14 protein-coding genes are annotated in these 16252 nt (G+C 70.0%); 13 read left to right on the top strand and 1 reads right to left on the bottom strand.

From position 1 onward, the window contains the following. The first annotated feature begins 2 nt into the window (after window positions 1–2). From kdpB to BV908_RS14055, 6 genes are read left to right on the top strand one after another with little or no spacing between them, the layout of a single operon-like run. Window positions 3–2096: a potassium-transporting ATPase subunit KdpB gene (gene kdpB, locus BV908_RS14075; protein ID WP_047351177.1), complete on the top strand. Its 2094-nt coding sequence runs from the start codon at window positions 3–5 to the stop codon at window positions 2094–2096. Window positions 2097–2107: 11 nt separating this feature from the next. After that, window positions 2108–2728, top strand: a complete 621-nt coding sequence (gene kdpC, locus BV908_RS14070; RefSeq protein ID WP_047351193.1) for a potassium-transporting ATPase subunit KdpC — start codon at window positions 2108–2110, stop codon at window positions 2726–2728. Beyond that, window positions 2718–2861: a hypothetical protein gene (locus BV908_RS22465; RefSeq protein ID WP_157497510.1), complete on the top strand. Its 144-nt coding sequence runs from the start codon at window positions 2718–2720 to the stop codon at window positions 2859–2861. The genes kdpC and BV908_RS22465 overlap by 11 nt, the downstream gene beginning before the upstream one ends. Before the next feature lie 12 nt (window positions 2862–2873). Then, a complete protein-coding gene (locus tag BV908_RS14065) occupies window positions 2874–5633 on the top strand; it encodes a DUF4118 domain-containing protein (protein WP_047351178.1) in 2760 nt (919 codons plus the stop codon). 6 nt (window positions 5634–5639) lie between these two features. Then, window positions 5640–6359 (top strand): two-component system response regulator KdpE, encoded by a 720-nt coding sequence (gene kdpE, locus BV908_RS14060; RefSeq protein WP_103738485.1) that lies wholly within the window; start codon window positions 5640–5642, stop codon window positions 6357–6359. A 33-nt stretch (window positions 6360–6392) separates the two neighbouring features. Beyond that, a complete protein-coding gene (locus tag BV908_RS14055) occupies window positions 6393–7148 on the top strand; it encodes a nucleotidyltransferase family protein (protein WP_103738484.1) in 756 nt (251 codons plus the stop codon). A gap of 23 nt (window positions 7149–7171) precedes the next feature. Here BV908_RS14055 and BV908_RS14050 read toward each other — a convergent pair whose 3' ends face one another. Further along, window positions 7172–8011, bottom strand: coding sequence for a hypothetical protein (locus tag BV908_RS14050; RefSeq protein WP_103738483.1), 840 nt, complete (start codon window positions 8009–8011; stop codon window positions 7172–7174). Window positions 8012–8077: 66 nt separating this feature from the next. Between BV908_RS14050 and BV908_RS14045 the strand changes: the two genes are divergently transcribed. From BV908_RS14045 to BV908_RS14015, 7 genes are all read left to right on the top strand, one after another. After that, on the top strand, window positions 8078–9469 hold the full coding sequence (locus tag BV908_RS14045) for an aminopeptidase P N-terminal domain-containing protein (protein WP_103738482.1): 1392 nt from the start codon (window positions 8078–8080) through the stop codon (window positions 9467–9469). An 83-nt stretch (window positions 9470–9552) separates the two neighbouring features. Beyond that, window positions 9553–10989, top strand: a complete 1437-nt coding sequence (pyk, locus tag BV908_RS14040; protein WP_103738481.1) for a pyruvate kinase — start codon at window positions 9553–9555, stop codon at window positions 10987–10989. Between the two features lie 153 nt (window positions 10990–11142). Beyond that, window positions 11143–12207 (top strand): class II fructose-bisphosphate aldolase, encoded by a 1065-nt coding sequence (gene fba / locus BV908_RS14035; protein WP_103738480.1) that lies wholly within the window; start codon window positions 11143–11145, stop codon window positions 12205–12207. A gap of 211 nt (window positions 12208–12418) precedes the next feature. Continuing rightward, window positions 12419–13534 carry a Re/Si-specific NAD(P)(+) transhydrogenase subunit alpha gene (locus BV908_RS14030; protein WP_011807039.1) on the top strand — a complete coding sequence of 372 codons (1116 nt, stop codon included), beginning with the start codon at window positions 12419–12421 and terminating at the stop codon, window positions 13532–13534. Window positions 13535–13558: 24 nt separating this feature from the next. Further along, complete coding sequence (locus tag BV908_RS14025; RefSeq protein ID WP_246867517.1) at window positions 13559–14278, top strand: hypothetical protein; 720 nt, start codon at window positions 13559–13561, stop codon at window positions 14276–14278. 48 nt (window positions 14279–14326) lie between these two features. Next, window positions 14327–14656 carry an NAD(P) transhydrogenase subunit alpha gene (locus tag BV908_RS14020; RefSeq protein ID WP_015914535.1) on the top strand — a complete coding sequence of 110 codons (330 nt, stop codon included), beginning with the start codon at window positions 14327–14329 and terminating at the stop codon, window positions 14654–14656. Window positions 14657–14667: 11 nt separating this feature from the next. Then, on the top strand, window positions 14668–16092 hold the full coding sequence (locus tag BV908_RS14015) for an NAD(P)(+) transhydrogenase (Re/Si-specific) subunit beta (protein WP_103738478.1): 1425 nt from the start codon (window positions 14668–14670) through the stop codon (window positions 16090–16092). The last annotated feature ends 160 nt before the right edge of the window (window positions 16093–16252 follow it).

Raw genomic sequence — 16252 nt, 5'->3', positions numbered from 1 at the left:
CCATGACTTCGATGCAAAAAAATCTTTCGCTTGCCGATCCCGCCCTGCTGCGGCCGGCGCTGCGCGGCGCCTTCGCCAGGCTCAGCCCGCGCGCCCAGTGGCGCAACCCGGTGATGTTCGTCGTCTATGTCGGCAGCATCCTCACCACGCTGCTGTGGCTGAACACGCTCAACGCTCCCGGCGACACAGGCATGGGCGCCGGCTTCGTCCTGGCGGTGGCGGTGTGGCTGTGGTTCACCGTGCTGTTCGCCAACTTTGCCGAGGCCCTGGCCGAGGGGCGCAGCAAGGCCCAGGCCGCGTCGCTGCGCAGCCTGCGCAAGGACACCTGGACCAAGAAGCTCAAGGGCGTACACCGCGACAGCGGCTTCCTGCCCCAGCAGGCGACCGACCTGCGCAAGGGCGACGTGGTGCTGGTCGAGGCCGGCGACATGATCCCGCTCGACGGCGAGGTGATCGAAGGCGTGGCCTCGGTGGACGAGAGCGCCATCACCGGCGAATCGGCGCCGGTGGTGCGCGAGTCGGGCGGCGACTTCTCCGCCGTGACCGGTGGCACGCGGGTGTTGTCCGACTGGCTGGTGGTGCGCATTGGCGTGAACCCGGGCGAGTCGTTCCTGGACCGCATGATCGGCATGGTGGAGGCCGCCAAGCGCAGTAAGACGCCCAACGAGATCGCCCTCACCATCCTGCTGGTGGCGTTGACCATCGTGTTCCTGGTGGTGACCGTGACGCTGCTGCCCTATTCGGTCTTCAGCGTGCAGGCTTCCGGCGCGGGCACCGTGGTGTCGCTGACGGCGCTGGTGGCCCTGCTGGTGTGCCTGATCCCCACCACCATCGGCGGCCTGCTGTCGGCTGTGGGCGTGGCGGGCATGAGCCGCATGATGCAGGCCAACGTCATCGCCACCTCGGGCCGCGCCGTGGAGGCCGCGGGCGACGTGGACGTGCTGCTGCTGGACAAGACCGGCACCATCACCCACGGCAACCGGCAGGCCAGTGCCTTCCTGCCCGCGCCGGGCGTCGACAAGGCGCAGCTGGCGCAGGCGGCGTTGCTGGCCTCGCTGGCCGACGAAACGCCCGAGGGGCGCAGCATCGTCGAGCTGGCGCGGCGCGAGGGCGTGACCTCGCAGCCGGTGCCGGGGGCCCTGTTCGTGCCCTTCACGGCCCAGACGCGCATGAGCGGGGCCGACCTGCCGGCCGCGAAGGGCGGGGCGGGTGAGTGGGTTCTGCTGCGCAAGGGCGCCGTCGAGGCGCTGCGCCACCATGTTGAGGCGCTGGGCGGGCGTCTGCCGCCCGAGGTGGTCCAGGCCGCCGACGCGGTGGCACGCCGGGGCAGCACGCCGCTGGCCGTGGCCGAGGGCGCGCGCGTGCTGGGCGTGGTGGAGCTCAAGGACATCGTCAAGGCGGGCATCCGCGATCGCTTCGCCGAGCTGCGGCGCATGGGCATCCGTACGGTGATGATCACGGGCGACAACCGGCTCACCGCCGCCGCCATCGCGGCCGAGGCCGGTGTGGACGACTTCCTGGCCGAGGCCACGCCCGAGGACAAGCTGCGCCTCATCCGCCAGTACCAGGCCGAAGGCCGGCTGGTGGCCATGACCGGCGACGGCACCAACGACGCGCCCGCGCTGGCCCAGGCCGACGTGGCCGTGGCCATAGGCAGCGGCACGCAGGCCGCCAAGGAGGCCAGCAACATGGTGGACCTGGACTCCAACCCCACCAAGCTGCTGGAGGTGGTGGAGACCGGCAAGGCGCTGCTGATGACGCGCGGCTCGCTCACCACCTTCTCCATCGCCAACGACGTGGCCAAGTACTTCGCCATCATCCCGGCGATCTTCATGGGCACCTATCCGCACCTGGGCGCCCTGAACGTCATGGATCTGGCCAGCCCGTCCTCGGCCATCCTGAGCGCCGTGATCTTCAACGCGCTGATCATCGTCGTGCTCATCCCGCTGGCGCTCAAGGGCGTGCGCTACCGGCCCGTCGGCGCATCTGCGCTGCTGCGCCGCAACCTGGCGGTCTATGGACTGGGCGGGCTGGTCGTGCCCTTCGTGGGCATCAAGCTGATTGACATGCTGCTGGCCGCCAGCGGCCTGGTGTGAAGGAGCCGGAGATGAACAACAACCTCAACCCCAACCAAGGCCCGAGCCAGCGCCACGCGCTGCTGCGCCCGGTGCTGGCCCTGTTTGCCTTGCTGAGCGTGCTGACCGGCATCGTCTACCCGCTGGCCGTGACCGGCGCGGCGCGCGCCGTGTTCCCGCAGCAGGCGGCGGGCAGCCTGGTCGTGCAGGGCGAAACCGTCGTGGGCTCGGCGCTGATCGGCCAGTCCTTCAGCGACCCCCGCCATTTCTGGGGCCGGCCGTCGGCCACGGCGCCCATGGCTTACAACGCGGCGGCTTCCTCGGGGTCGAACCAGGGCCCGCTGAACCCGGCCCTGGTCGACGCGGTCCGGGCCCGCATCGAAGCCCTGCGCGCGGCCGACCTCGGCAACCAGGCGCCCGTGCCCGCCGATCTGGTCACCGCCTCGGCCAGCGGGCTGGACCCGCACATCAGCCCCGCCGCCGCCCTGTACCAGGCGCCGCGCATCGCCCGCCTGCGCGGCCTGGCGCCGCAGCAGTTGGTGGATCTGGTGGGGCAGCATACGGAGCAGCCGCTGCTGTTCGGCCTGATCGGCGAGCCGCGCGTGAACGTGCTGGCGCTCAACCTGGCGCTGGACGCCGCCCATGGCCGATGACTGGCTGCACCTGCTGTGCGCCCTGGCGGCGCTCGGTGTGCCCGTGCTGCTGGCCTGGGTGTTGGTGAGCCGGGGCCAGCGCCGCCGGCGCCGCCCCGCCCGCGGTGGCCGCCCGGCACCGCCCATGCGTTAACCTGCCCTCGCCATGCCCGAAGCCAGCCGCCCCGACCCCGACGCCCTGCTCGCGCAACTGCGCGCCGACGAGGTGCGCGCGCAGCGTGGCCGCCTGCGCATTTACTTCGGCGCCAATGCCGGGGTGGGCAAGACCTGGGCCATGCTCAGCGCGGCCCGGCGCGAACGGGAGGCCGGCCGCGACGTGGTGATCGGCGTGGTCGAAACCCATGGCCGCAGCGAGACCGCCGCGCTGGTCGAGGGGCTGGAGGCCCTGCCGCCGTGCGAGCGGCACTACCGCGGCAAGCTGCTGCGCGAGTTCGACCTGGACGGCGCGCTGCTGCGCCACCCGCAGGTGCTGCTGGTGGACGAACTGGCGCACAGCAACGCGCCCGGCTCGCGCCACGCCAAGCGCTGGCAGGACGTGGAGGAGCTGCTGGCCGCCGGCATCGACGTGTGGACCGCGCTCAATGTGCAGCACCTGGAGAGCCTGAACGGCACGGTGGGCGCCATCACCGGCATCCGCGTGAACGAGACCGTGCCCGACAGCGTGCTGGACGAGGCCGACGAGGTGACCCTGGTCGATGCCACGCCCGACGAAATGGCGGCGCGGCTGGCCGCCGGCAAGGTCTACCTGCCCCAGCAGGCCGAGCGCGCGGCGCAGAACTTCTTTCGCAAGGGCAACCTGATCGCGCTGCGCGAGATCGCCCTGCGCCGCACGGCCGACCACGTCGAGGACGACGTGCGGGGCTGGCGCATCGAGCAGTCGGGCGAGAGCGGCGCGCCGGGGGGCGGCGCACCCCCGGCGTGGAACACCTCGGGCGCCATCCTGGCGGCCGTGGGGCCGGAGCAGGACGCGGCGCAGACCGTGCGCGCGGCGGCCCGCATGGCGGGCCAGCTCAATGTGCGCTGGCATGCCGTCTACGTGGAAACGCCGCGCCTGGCGCGGCTGGACGATGCCGCGCGCGACCGCATCCTGGCCGTGCTGCACCTGGCGCAGGAGCTGGGCGCGGAAACCGCCGTACTGAGCGACGAGCAGGTGGCGCCCGCGCTGGCCGAACAGGCGCAGCGCCTGAACTGCGCCATGCTGGTGCTGGGCCGTGGCCGCGCGCGCGCCGGCTGGCGCCGCTGGGCCGGGCGCTGGTGCGCGCCGCTGGCGCTGCGGCTGGCGCGCATCGCGCCCACGCTGGACCTGGTCAGCGTGGCCCCGGCCGACAGCGCCCGCCGCCTGGCGCGCACGCCCTGGGCGGCCCCGGCGCGTGGAGAACTGCCCGAGGAGCCGGATGCCGCCACCTGGCCCGGCTTTGCCTGGGCCGTGGGCAGCAGCGTGGCCCTCACCGGGCTGGCTGCGCCGCTGTCGGGCGTGCTGGAGCTGACCAACATCGTCATGCTCTACCTGCTGGGCGTGGTGGGCGTGGCGTGGCGTTTCGGGCGCGGGCCGGCGGCCCTCGCGGCGGCGATGAACGTCATGGCCTTCGACTACTTCTTCGTGCTGCCCACCTTCTCGTTCGCGGTGAGCGACGTGCAGTACCTGCTGACCTTCGCCGTCATGCTGGGCGTAGGCCTGCTGGTGGGGCAGCTCACGGCGGGCCTGCGCTTCGCGGCCAGCGTGTCGGCGGGGCGCGAGCGGCGCGCGCAGTCGCTGTTCGAGCTGGCGCGCGAGCTGTCGGCGGCGCTGCAGGCCAGCCAGGTCGAGGCGCTGGGCGCGGCGGCGGTGCAGCGCCATTTCGGCGGCGAGGCCCGGGTGCTGCTGACCGACGCCCAGGACCGGCTCGTGCCCCCGTCCGATCCGCCCGAGGGGTTCGACTTCAGCGTGGCCGACTGGGCCTTCCGCCAGGGCCAGAGCGCGGGCCTGACCACGGCCACCCTGTCGGCCCAGCCCTGGCACTACGTGCCGCTGGTGGCGCCCATGCGCGTGCGCGGCGTGCTGGCGCTGCGTCCGGCGCAGCCGCGCTGGCTGGTGATTCCCGAGCAGGCGCGGCAGCTGGAAACCCTGGCGCGCCAGATCGCCATTGCCGTGGAGCGCGTGCATTACGTCGAGGTGGCGCAGCAGGCGGTGGTGGACATCGAGTCCGAGCGCCTGCGCAACGCCTTGCTGGGCGCCATCTCGCACGACGTGCGCACGCCGCTGACGGCGCTGATCGGGCTGGCCGAGTCGCTGCGCACGCTGGCGCCGCCGCTGTCGCCCGCGCAGGCGCAGGCGGCGCAGGCCATCGTGGCCCAGGCGCGCGCGCTGAGCACGCTGGTGGGCAACCTGCTGGACATGGCGCGGCTGGAAAGCAGCGCCAGCGGCGCCGTGCAGCTGCGGCGCGAGTGGCAGTCGGTGGAGGAGGTCGTGGGCGCGGCCATCCGCGCCGCGCAGCCGGCCCTGGGCGGCATGGCGGTGCGCACCGAGTTGGCGCCCGAGCTGCCGCTGGTGGAGTTCGACGCCGTGCTGATCGAGCGCGTGCTGGTCAACCTGCTGGAGAACGCCGCGCGCTACGGCGCGCCGCCCATCGTCGTGGCGGCCAGCGCGCTGCCGCAGGCGCTGCGCATCACCGTGCGCGACCACGGCCCGGGCCTGCCGCCCCACCTGCGCGGGCGCGAGCAGGTGCTGTTCGACAAGTTCACCCGCGGCCAGGCAGAGTCCACCACGCCCGGCGTGGGGCTGGGCCTGGCCATCTGCAAGGCCATCGTGCAGGCGCATGGCGGCGAGATCTCGGCCACGAACGCCGCCGCCGATGCGCATGGCAGCGGCGGTGCGGCGTTCACCATCGAGCTGCCGCGCCGTCCGCCGCCCGCCGTTACCGAATGAAATCCTATGTCTTCTCCCCCTAGCCTCACCGCCATCGTGATCGAGGATGAACCCCAGATCCGCCGCTTCGTGCGCGGCGCGCTGGAGGACGAGGGCTGGCTGGTGCACGAGGCCGCCACCCAGCGCGAGGGCCTGGTGGCCGCCGGCACGCGCCACCCCGACCTGCTGGTGCTCGACCTGGGCCTGCCCGACGGCGACGGCGTGGAGCTGATCCGCGACGTGCGCGGCTGGTCCAGCGTGCCCATCATCGTGCTCTCGGCGCGCGCCGACGAGGCCGACAAGATCGCCGCGCTGGACGCGGGAGCGGACGACTACCTCACCAAGCCCTTCGGCACCGGCGAGCTGCTGGCACGCGTGCGCGCCAACCTGCGGCGTCCGCGTGCCGCGGCGGGCGAGGCGCCCGCGCCGGCCGATGCGGTGTTCCGCTTTGGCGAGGAGGCCGGGGCGGTGGAGGTGGACCGCGCCCGGCGCGTGGTGCGCCGCGCCGGCGACGAGGTGCACCTGACCCCCACCGAGTACCGTTTGCTCTCCGTGCTGGTGGCCAACGCCGGGCGCGTGCTCACCCAGCGCCAGTTGCTGCGCGAGGTCTGGGGGCCGGCGCACAGCGACCAGAGCCACTACCTGCGCGTCTACATGGGCCACCTGCGCGGCAAGCTTGAGGTCGACCCGGCGCAGCCACGCCACCTGCTCACCGAGACGGCGGTGGGCTACCGCCTGCTGCCCTGACCGGGGGCGCTGCGGCCCCTACACTGCGGGCCCATGACGATGCCCCAGTTCCCCGCCATGCTGCTGGCCGCCGGCCGCGGCGAGCGCATGCGCCCGCTGACCGATGCCTGTCCCAAACCATTGCTCGAAGTGCGCGGGCGGCCGCTGCTGGAGTGGCACCTGCGTGCGTTGGTCGAAGCGGGTGTCGAGCGCGCCGTGATCAACACCGCGTGGCTGGGCGAGCAGATTGGCCACCGGTTTTCAGATGTTTTTGCCGTCGAAGGCAAGCGGGACAAGCGCGAGCAGCTATCAATTTCATACTCCCATGAAGGCCGGGATTTCGGTCGCGCGCTGGAGACGGCCGGCGGTATCGCACGCGCGCTGCCGCAGCTGGGGCCGGTGTTCTGGCTGGCGGCGGGCGATGTGTTCGCGCCCGACTTCACCTTCGAGGCGCAGGCCGTGCAGCGGTTCGTGGCCGGCGATGCCCTGGCCCATCTGTGGCTCGTGCCCAACCCGCCGCACCACCCGCGCGGCGACTTCGGCCTGTCGCCCGAGGGGTTGGCGCTGAATCTGCCGGCGCAGGACCCGCGGCCGCGCTACACCTACAGCACCATCGCCCTGCTGCGCGCCGAGCTGTTCACCGCGCCCTGGTGCGACATCGCACCCGGCAACCCCGAGGGTGTGGCCGCGCCCCTGGCGCCGCTGCTGCGCCGCGCCATGGATGCGGGGCGGGTGACGGCGACGCTCCATACCGGGCGCTGGACCGATGTGGGTACGCCCGAGCGGCTCGCTGAGCTGAACGCCGGCTGAGGCAGCGTCCGTCGCCCAGCGGTTCAGGCGCCTGGCGCGGATGCGGGGGCCGAGGCGGCGCCCGACGCGGGATCGGAGGGGTCTGATGCCGGCTCGGCGGGCGGCGGCGGAGGCAGCAACTCGGGCGCGGGCGCCAGCGCGGCGGCCGATGCGGGATGGGCGGGCTGCACATCGATGGCCGGGCCGTTCTCGCAGTTGCGGAACTGCCACTGGCTGGGCAGGAAGCGGGCCTGCGGCCCGTCGGGTGCGGGCTTGCCCACCTCGGCCTGCACGTCGTAGGGGATGTGCGGCACCTGGAACAGGGCGATCTGGCCCTGGCGGCACAGCAGCGCGGGTACCACCTTGTTCAGCTCCCAGTCCTTGGTGTCGGTGTTGTAGCGGTACAGCGGGCCAATACGCTGGTCCTGGGCCAGTTCTACGCGCATCGGCAGCACCTGCATCGCCTGGGCCCATACGCCGGCCACGAGCACGGGCTGCGAAAAGCGCACCGCCTCCAGGCCGCGCAGGGACACCGGCTGCACCGGCGCGCCGTTGTCGAAGGGGTCCAGCCGGTTGATCAGGCTGCCCGCGGGAATCACCAGTTCGCCGTACTGCACGTCGTGCGGCAGCACGAAGCGTTCGCGGTGGGTGCGATGCACGGCGCTGTCCTGGCGCGTCTGCTGCGCGCGACCCGACAGGTACAGGCGCAGGCCCAGCCAGGCATCGCACACCACGGCCACGGCGCACAGGGCGACCAGCACGCGCCGGTCCAGCCGCGGCTTGTTGGGAACATCGATATACCGCGCATAGAACGCGTAGGAAAGCAGGGCCACGGTCAGCACCAGGCCCAGCAGGGGGATGAGGGTGGTCAGCAGGAAGGACATGCGGCGAGTCTGCCACGGCGCCTGGGCGCCGCCGCGCGCGCCCGCCGTTGGGCCCACAATGGCAGCATGACCACGCCCAGCTCCCTCTACGCGCAGCGTCGCGCCCGCCTTGCCGCCCAGTTGGGCGCGGGCGGCATCGCCATCGTGCCCACCGCCCCGCTGCAGCAGCGCAACCGCGACAGCGAGTTTCTCTACCGCCACGACAGCTACTTCTACTACCTCACGGGCTTTGCCGAGCCGGGCGCGTGGCTGGTGCTGACCGCGGAAGGCCACAGCACGCTGTTTTGCCAGCCCAAGGACCTGGAACGCGAGATCTGGGATGGCTACCGCCTGGGGCCCGAGGCGGCCCTGGCCACCCTGGGCGTGGACGCCGCGCACTCGGTGGCCGATATCGACGCGCGCTTGCCGCGCCTGCTGGAAAACCGCGACAGCGTCTGGTTCCCCTTCGCCACCCACCCAGGGCTGGCTGCGCGTGTGGAAGGCTGGCTGAACCAGGTGCGCGCACGCGTGCGGTACGGCGCGCTGTGCCCCGCGCAGCAAGGCGACCTGTGCACGCTGCTCGACGAGATGCGCCTGATCAAGGACGCGCATGAGCAGGACCTGATGCGCCGCGCCGCCGCCATCAGCGCCCGCGCCCATGTGCGCGCCATGCAAAGAAGCGCCCGCATGCTGGGCGCCGGCCAGGACGTGCGCGAATACCACCTGGATGCGGAGCTGCTGCACGCGTTCCGCGAAGAGGGCTCGCAGTGCCCGGCGTATGGCTCCATCGTGGCTGCGGGGGCCAACGCCTGCGTGCTGCACTACCGCGCCGATGCCGCGCCGGTGCGCGCGGGCGAGCTGGTGCTGATCGACGCGGGCTGCGAGCTGGACGGCTACGCCTCGGACATCACGCGCACCTTTCCGGCCGATGGCCGCTTCACCGGCCCGCAGCGCGCGCTGTACGACCTGGTGCTGGAGAGCCAGAAGGCGGCCATCGCCGCCACGCGTGCGGGCAACCGCTTCAACGACCCGCACGACGCCACGGTGGCCGTGCTGGCGCAGGGCTTGCTGGACTTGGGCCTGCTGGACGCCAACAAGGTCGGCAGCGTGCAGGACGTGATCGCGAGCCGTGCGTACTTCCAGTTCTACATGCACCGCACCGGCCACTGGCTGGGCATGGATGTGCACGATTGCGGCAGCTACGTCGAGCCCTCAGAAGTGGGCCAGGTGAGCGAGCGGCGCGACCCGCTGTCGGGCGAGCTGATCCAGAACCGCCCCAGCCGCATCCTGCGCCCAGGCATGGTGCTGACCATCGAGCCTGGCTTGTACGTGCGCCCGGCGCCGGGCGTGCCCGAGGCCTTCCACCACATCGGCATCCGCATCGAGGACGACGCCATCGTCACCGAGACCGGCTGCGAACTGATCACCCGCGGGGTGCCCGTGGAGGGTGACGAGATCGAGGCGCTGATGCGCGGCTGAGCGGGTGTTTTCAGGAACCGCGATGTAACTGATTTTGTGCAAAAATCGAAACTCGATTACATCCACGGAAAAGAGACACCCCCATGCAGATCCGCCGCGCCACCAAGATCGTTGCCACCCTGGGCCCCGCCTCCAGCGACCCGCAACTGCTGGAGCAGATGATCGCGGCGGGCGTGAACGTGGTGCGCCTGAACTTCAGCCACGGCAAGGCGCAGGACCATGTGGAGCGCGCTGCCATGGTGCGCGAGGCCGCCCAGCGCGCCGGGCGCGAGGTCGCCATCATGGCCGACCTGCAGGGGCCGAAGATTCGCGTGGGCAAGTTTGCCGAAGGACGGGTGATGCTGGAGCCGGGCCAGCCTTTCGTGCTGGACGCGTCGCGCAGCGAGCCCGGCGACCTGCAGGGCGTGGGCCTGGACTACAAGGAACTTCCCCGCGACGTGAAGCCCGGCGACGTGCTGCTGCTGAACGACGGCCTCATCGTGCTGCAGGTGGATGCCGTGCGCGGCGAGGCGGTGTACACCACCGTGAAGATCGGCGGCGAGCTGTCCAACAACAAGGGCATCAACAAGCAGGGGGGAGGCCTCACGGCGCCCGCCCTCACGGCCAAGGACATGGAGGACATCAAGACCGCCATGAGCTTCCAGGCCGACTATGTGGCCGTGAGCTTCCCCAAGAACGCCACCGACATGGAGATGGCGCGCCAGCTGTGCAACGTGGCCGCGGCCGAGTTCCGCCACAAACCCGGCCTGATCGCGAAGATCGAGCGTGCAGAGGCCGTGCCGCTGCTGGAGGAGATCCTGCGCGTGTCCGACGGCATCATGGTGGCGCGCGGCGACCTGGCCGTGGAGGTGGGCAACGCCGCGGTGCCCGCGCTGCAGAAAAAGATGATCCGCATGGCGCGCGACATGGACAAGGTGGTGATCACCGCGACCCAGATGATGGAGAGCATGATCGCCAACCCCGTGCCCACGCGCGCCGAAGTGAGCGACGTGGCCAACGCCGTGCTGGACGGCACCGACGCCGTGATGCTCAGCGCCGAGACGGCTGCCGGCAAGTACCCGCTGGACACGGTGCGGGAGATGGCCACCATCTGCGCCGCCGCGGAAGCGGCCGAAGACCTGGAGCGCGACTCCGACTTCATCGGCCAGACCCTGGGCCGCATCGACCAGTCCATCGCCATGGGCGCGCTGTTCACGGCGCACCACCTGGGTGCCAAGGCCATCGTGGCGATGACCGACAGCGGTTCCACGGCACTGTGGATGAGCCGCCACCGCATCCACATTCCCATCTATGCATTGACGCCGAAGGTGGCCACGCAGCGGCGCATGGCGATGTTCCGCAACGTGCGCCCGTTGCTCATGGACACCAGCGCCGACCGCGACACTGCACTGGACCAGGCCGAGAGCCACCTGAAGATGCGCAACATCGTGCAACAGGGCGACCTGTACGTGATCACATGCGGCGAGCCCATGGGTGCGCCCGGCGGCACGAACATGCTCAAGATCTGCCGCGCACGATGAACTCGCGGTAGCGCATCCTTTCACCCCGTGAACGCAGGCGGGGCGATGGGGGGTATTGGGGGCATGGGTCCAGGAAGCGGTAGGGCGGCTAAAATTACGGGTTACCAAGCGGTTACCGCCGCTCATCCATCAACCCTCGAACGGATCCACCCCATGCCTCTCGTCTCGATGCGCGAACTGCTCGACCATGCCGCCGACCACGGCTATGGCATTCCCGCCTTCAACGTCAACAACCTGGAGCAGGTGCAGGCCGTGATGGCCGCTGCCGACGAGGTGGGCGCGCCGGTGATCCTGCAAGCCAGCGCCGGCGCCCGCAAGTACGCCGGCGAGAGCTTTATCAAGCACCTGATCGCCGCCGCTGCCGAGGCGTATCCGCACATTCCTCTGGTCATGCACCAGGACCACGGCACCAGCCCCGCCATCTGCAAGGCCGCGCTGGAGCTGGGCTTCGGCTCGGTGATGATGGACGGCTCGCTGCGCGAAGACGGCAAGACCCCCGCAGACTTCGACTACAACGTGCGCGTCACCCAGGAAGTGGTGGCTATGGCGCACAAGATCGGCGCTACCGTCGAAGGCGAACTGGGCTGCCTGGGCAGCCTGGAGACCGGCGAGGCGGGTGAGGAAGACGGCGTCGGCGCGGCTGGCAAGCTCAGCCACGCCCAGCTGCTCACGGACCCCGAGGAGGCTGCGCAGTTCGTCAAGGCCACGCAACTGGACGCCCTGGCGATCGCCATCGGTACCAGCCATGGGGCCTACAAGTTCTCCCGCCCGCCCACGGGCGATGTGCTGTCGATCCAGCGCGTCAAGGAAATCCACGCGCGCATTCCCAACACCCACCTGGTGATGCATGGCTCGTCCAGCGTGCCGCAGGATCTGCTGGCCCTCATCAACCAGTTTGGCGGCAAGATGAAGGAAACCTACGGCGTGCCCGTGGCCGAGATCCAGGAAGCCATCAAGCACGGCGTGCGCAAGATCAACATCGACACCGATATCCGCTTGGCCATGACCGGGGCGGTGCGCAAGTTCCAGGCCGAGAACCCGGAAAAATTCGACATGCGCGAGTGGATGAAGCCCGCGCGCGAAGCCGCCAAGGCCATCTGCAAGCAACGCTACCTGGAGTTTGGCTGCGAGGGCCAGGGCGCGAAGGTGAAGGGCTATACCCTCAGCGAAATGGCTGCCAAATACGCCAGCGGCGCGCTGCAGCAGGTCGTGAACTGACGCAATGAGGCGCGCGGCGGAGCCGTCTGCCGCCCACGCTTTCCCAAGCCCGGCGCCCCATGGCCGCCGGGCTTTTTCTTTGGCCTCGCTCCGTGCCATGTCGCGCGTGCGTCGAAGGTGTTAAATTCTTCATGTAAGCTCACGGTAAGTAGAAATACGCAATGCTGCGTGGACCAACGCCGTAGGGCGCTCGCGTGCAGGAGGAGATGACATGCTGATAGGTGTGCCCGCCGAAACCCTGGCAGGCGAGACGCGGGTGGCCGCCACGCCAGAAACCGTCAAGAAACTCGTGGCCCAAGGCCACACGGTGCGGGTGCAGTCAGGCGCCGGCGTCTGCGCCAGCGTCACCGATGCCGGCTTTGCCGCCGTGGGAGCCGAGATCACCGACGCGGCCGGCGCCTGGGGCTGCGACCTGGTGCTCAAGGTGCGCGCGCCGCAAGAGGCCGAAGCCGGCCTGCTGCGCCCGGGCAGTACCTTGGTCGGCATGCTGAATCCGTTCGACGCCGCAGGTCTGCACCGCCTGGCCGCTGCCGGCGTCACCGCCTATGCACTGGAAGCCGCGCCGCGCACCACGCGCGCGCAGAGCATGGACGTACTCTCCTCGCAGGCCAACATCGCCGGCTACAAGGCCGTGGTGATGGCCGCTGATCGCTACCAGCGCTTCTTTCCCATGCTCATGACCGCGGCGGGCACCGTGAAGGCGGCCCGCGTGGTCATCCTCGGCGTGGGTGTGGCGGGCCTGCAGGCGATTGCCACGGCCAAGCGCCTGGGCGCGGTGATCGAGGCCAGCGATGTGCGCCCCAGCGTCAAGGAGCAGGTGGAGTCGCTGGGCGCGAAGTTCATCGACGTGCCCTACGAAACCGCCGAGGAGAAAGAAGCTGCCGAGGGCGTGGGCGGTTACGCCCGCCCCATGCCGCAAAGCTGGCTGGACCGCCAGAAGGCCGAGGTTGCCAAGCGTGTCGCGCAGGCCGACGTGGTCATCACCACGGCGCTGATCCCCGGCCGCGCCGCGCCGGTGCTGGTCACGCAGGAGATGGTGGAGTCCATGAAACCCGGCTCCGTCATCGTGGACCTGGCGGCCGCGCAGGGCGGCAACTGCCCGCTGACCCAGCCGGGTCAGACCGTCGTGCACCACGGCGTGACCCTGGTCGGCGAGACCAACCTGCCCGCGCTCGTGGCGGCTGATGCCTCCGCGCTGTACGCGCGCAACGTGCTCGACTTTCTCAAACTCATCATCAACCCCGAAGGCGCCCTGCACCTCAACCGCGATGACGACATCGTGGTGGCCTGCTTGGTGGCGCATGAGGGGGCCGTCACGCGTGCGTGACCCTGTTCTGCCCGCAACCTTGGAGTGACTTTCTTGCGTCTTCGTTGGAACCCCTTTGTCCCCGCCATCGCGGCCCTGCTGTCGCTCGTTGCATGCGCGCCAGCGCAGCCGGACCTCGTACGGGTGGGCCGTGCCGAACTGCAGTTGCCCGCGGGCACCTGGCAGCCTTTGGGCGGTGACGCCGAGCAGTTTGACGTCCGCCCCGATGACACCGCGCACGATCTGCCCATGCAGACCCGCGCAGTGGCCCTGCGCGGCCAGGCCAAGGAACCGCTGGCGGTTCTGGTAGTGCAGACCAATGCCAGCAACCACCCGCGCGACACCACGCTGTGGACCGCGGCCTGCCTGCCGCAAAAGGGCGTGCAGGTGGAAGACGCGGCGCGCGGCAGTCCGGTGCGCATCGACTGCCTGCGCTACAAGCGCAGCGCGGGCACCGACGGCTACCTGGCCAGCGCGCGTCCGGCGCTTGCCCAGTGGCTGACGCAGCAGCAGGCCGTGCCAGCCAACCCGTATTCCCACGTCTCGTACCGCTACTCCACCCCCGAAGGTGGCTATGTGTCCGTGGATGTGCTGGCCGATCGGCGGTTGCTGCGGCCTACCGTGCGCAACAACGAGGAGTTCCTGCGTGCAGGCCGTCCCGCGCAGGCGTGGATGGAGCAGCTCGCCCAAGCGGCCCGCCAGAGCATCACCATGCTGGATGGCCGTTTCGTGGTGCCCCCGTTCCCCCAGGCCTTGCCCGAATAGCTGTCAATTGGGGCCGTGTAGAGGTCCCCTTTCCGAAGGAGCGTCGAGATGGAGTCGGTTTCGCCCACGCTGATCAACCTGATCATCTTCGTGCTGGCCATCTACGTGGGCTACCACGTGGTCTGGAACGTCACGCCCGCGTTGCACACGCCCTTGATGGCGGTGACCAATGCCATCTCGGCCATTGTCATCGTCGGGGCCATGCTGGCCGCTGCGCTCACCGAAACGCCACTGGGCAAGACCATGGGCGTGCTGGCCGTGGCGCTGGCGGCGGTGAACGTGTTCGGCGGCTTCCTGGTCACCCGGCGCATGCTGGAGATGTTCAAGAAGAAAGAGCGCAAGGCGCCCGCCGAACAAGCGAAAGCAGCTACGAAATAAGGAGCGTTGGCATGAGCATGAACCTTGTCACGCTGCTGTACCTGGTCGCCAGCGTCTGTTTCATCCAGGCGCTCAAAGGCCTGTCGCACCCCACCACGTCGATCCGCGGCAACCTGTTCGGCATGGCGGGCATGGCGATCGCCGTGCTGACCACGGCGGCGCTCATCGTGGAGCTGGCCAGTGACAAGGGCGTGGGCATGACCTACGTGCTGGCCGGCCTGGTGGTGGGCGGCGGCGCGGGCGCGGTGATGGCCCAGCGCGTGGAGATGACCAAGATGCCCGAGCTGGTGGCCTTCATGCACAGCATGATCGGCCTGGCGGCGGTGTTCATCGCCGTGGCGGCCGTGGCCGAGCCCTGGGCCTTCCAGATCGTGGCGCATGGCCAGCCGATCCCCCTGGGCAACCGTCTGGAGCTGTTCCTGGGCGCGGCCATCGGCGCCATCACCTTCAGTGGCTCGGTGATCGCCTTCGGCAAGCTCTCGGGCAAGTACAAGTTCCGCCTGTTCCAGGGCGCGCCGGTGGTCTTCAAGGGGCAGCACCTGCTGAACCTGGTGCTGGGCCTGGCCACCGTCGGCCTGGGGCTGGTGTTCATGCTCACCGAGCGCTGGGATGCCTTCTTCGCCATGCTGGCGCTCGCCTTCGTGATGGGCGTGCTCATCATCATTCCCATCGGCGGCGCCGACATGCCCGTGGTGGTGTCCATGCTCAACAGCTACTCGGGCTGGGCAGCGGCGGGCATCGGCTTCTCGCTGAACAACAGCATGCTCATCATTGCGGGCTCGCTGGTAGGCAGCTCGGGCGCGATCCTGAGCTACATCATGTGCAAGGCCATGAACCGCTCGTTCTTCAACGTGATCCTGGGCGGCTTCGGCGGCGACGCGGCAGCTGCGGCCACGGGCGGCGGCGTGCAGCGCACGGCCAAGAGCGGCAGCGCCGACGATGCGGCCTTCATCCTGAGCCAGGCGGAGACCGTGGTCATCGTCCCCGGCTACGGCCTGGCCGTGGCGCGCGCGCAGCATGCGGTGAAGGAGCTGGCGCAAAAGCTCACCGACAAGGGCATCACCGTCAAGTACGCCATCCATCCGGTGGCGGGCCGCATGCCCGGCCATATGAACGTGCTGCTGGCCGAGGCCGAGGTGCCCTACGACCAGGTGTTCGAGATGGAGGACATCAACGGCGAGTTCGGCCAGGCCGACGTGGCCATCGTGCTGGGCGCCAACGATGTGGTGAACCCCGCCGCGCTGCACAAGGGCAGCCCCATCTACGGCATGCCGATCCTGGAGGCTTACAAGGCCAAGACCGTGATCGTCAACAAGCGCTCCATGGCCGCGGGCTACGCCGGCCTGGACAACGAACTGTTCTACATGGACAAGACCATGATGGTCTTCGGCGACGCCAAGAAGGTGGTCGAGGACATCGGCAAGGCGATTGAATAAGCCGCCACGTTGCGCGCACGGCGCACCGTGCGGGACGATTTACGCACGGTCGTGCGATAAGTATCGTCTGAAGATACTTTGAAGGGCGTTTGATCGCCCTCAAGGAAAACGCCAGTACCACGCGGCGTGTTGGCGTCACACAATGTGATGAACCGGCCCA

This window comes from Diaphorobacter sp. LR2014-1, from assembly GCF_002916785.1.
GTDB lineage: Bacteria > Pseudomonadota > Gammaproteobacteria > Burkholderiales > Burkholderiaceae_C > Diaphorobacter > Diaphorobacter nitroreducens.
This window is presented reverse-complemented; position numbering and strand designations above follow the sequence as displayed.

Coding starts and splice junctions, on each gene's coding strand:
- kdpB (WP_047351177.1), top strand. CDS start 3: ATGACTTCGATGCAAAAAAATCTTTCGCTTGCCGATCCCGCCCTGCTG.
- BV908_RS14050 (WP_103738483.1), bottom strand. CDS start 8,011: ATGTCCTTCCTGCTGACCACCCTCATCCCCCTGCTGGGCCTGGTGCTG.
- fba (WP_103738480.1), top strand. CDS start 11,143: ATGCCTCTCGTCTCGATGCGCGAACTGCTCGACCATGCCGCCGACCAC.
- BV908_RS14015 (WP_103738478.1), top strand. CDS start 14,668: ATGAGCATGAACCTTGTCACGCTGCTGTACCTGGTCGCCAGCGTCTGT.
- BV908_RS14065 (WP_047351178.1), top strand. CDS start 2,874: ATGCCCGAAGCCAGCCGCCCCGACCCCGACGCCCTGCTCGCGCAACTG.
- kdpE (WP_103738485.1), top strand. CDS start 5,640: ATGTCTTCTCCCCCTAGCCTCACCGCCATCGTGATCGAGGATGAACCC.
- pyk (WP_103738481.1), top strand. CDS start 9,553: ATGCAGATCCGCCGCGCCACCAAGATCGTTGCCACCCTGGGCCCCGCC.
- BV908_RS14055 (WP_103738484.1), top strand. CDS start 6,393: ATGACGATGCCCCAGTTCCCCGCCATGCTGCTGGCCGCCGGCCGCGGC.
- BV908_RS14020 (WP_015914535.1), top strand. CDS start 14,327: ATGGAGTCGGTTTCGCCCACGCTGATCAACCTGATCATCTTCGTGCTG.
- BV908_RS14045 (WP_103738482.1), top strand. CDS start 8,078: ATGACCACGCCCAGCTCCCTCTACGCGCAGCGTCGCGCCCGCCTTGCC.
- BV908_RS22465 (WP_157497510.1), top strand. CDS start 2,718: ATGGCCGATGACTGGCTGCACCTGCTGTGCGCCCTGGCGGCGCTCGGT.
- kdpC (WP_047351193.1), top strand. CDS start 2,108: ATGAACAACAACCTCAACCCCAACCAAGGCCCGAGCCAGCGCCACGCG.
- BV908_RS14030 (WP_011807039.1), top strand. CDS start 12,419: ATGCTGATAGGTGTGCCCGCCGAAACCCTGGCAGGCGAGACGCGGGTG.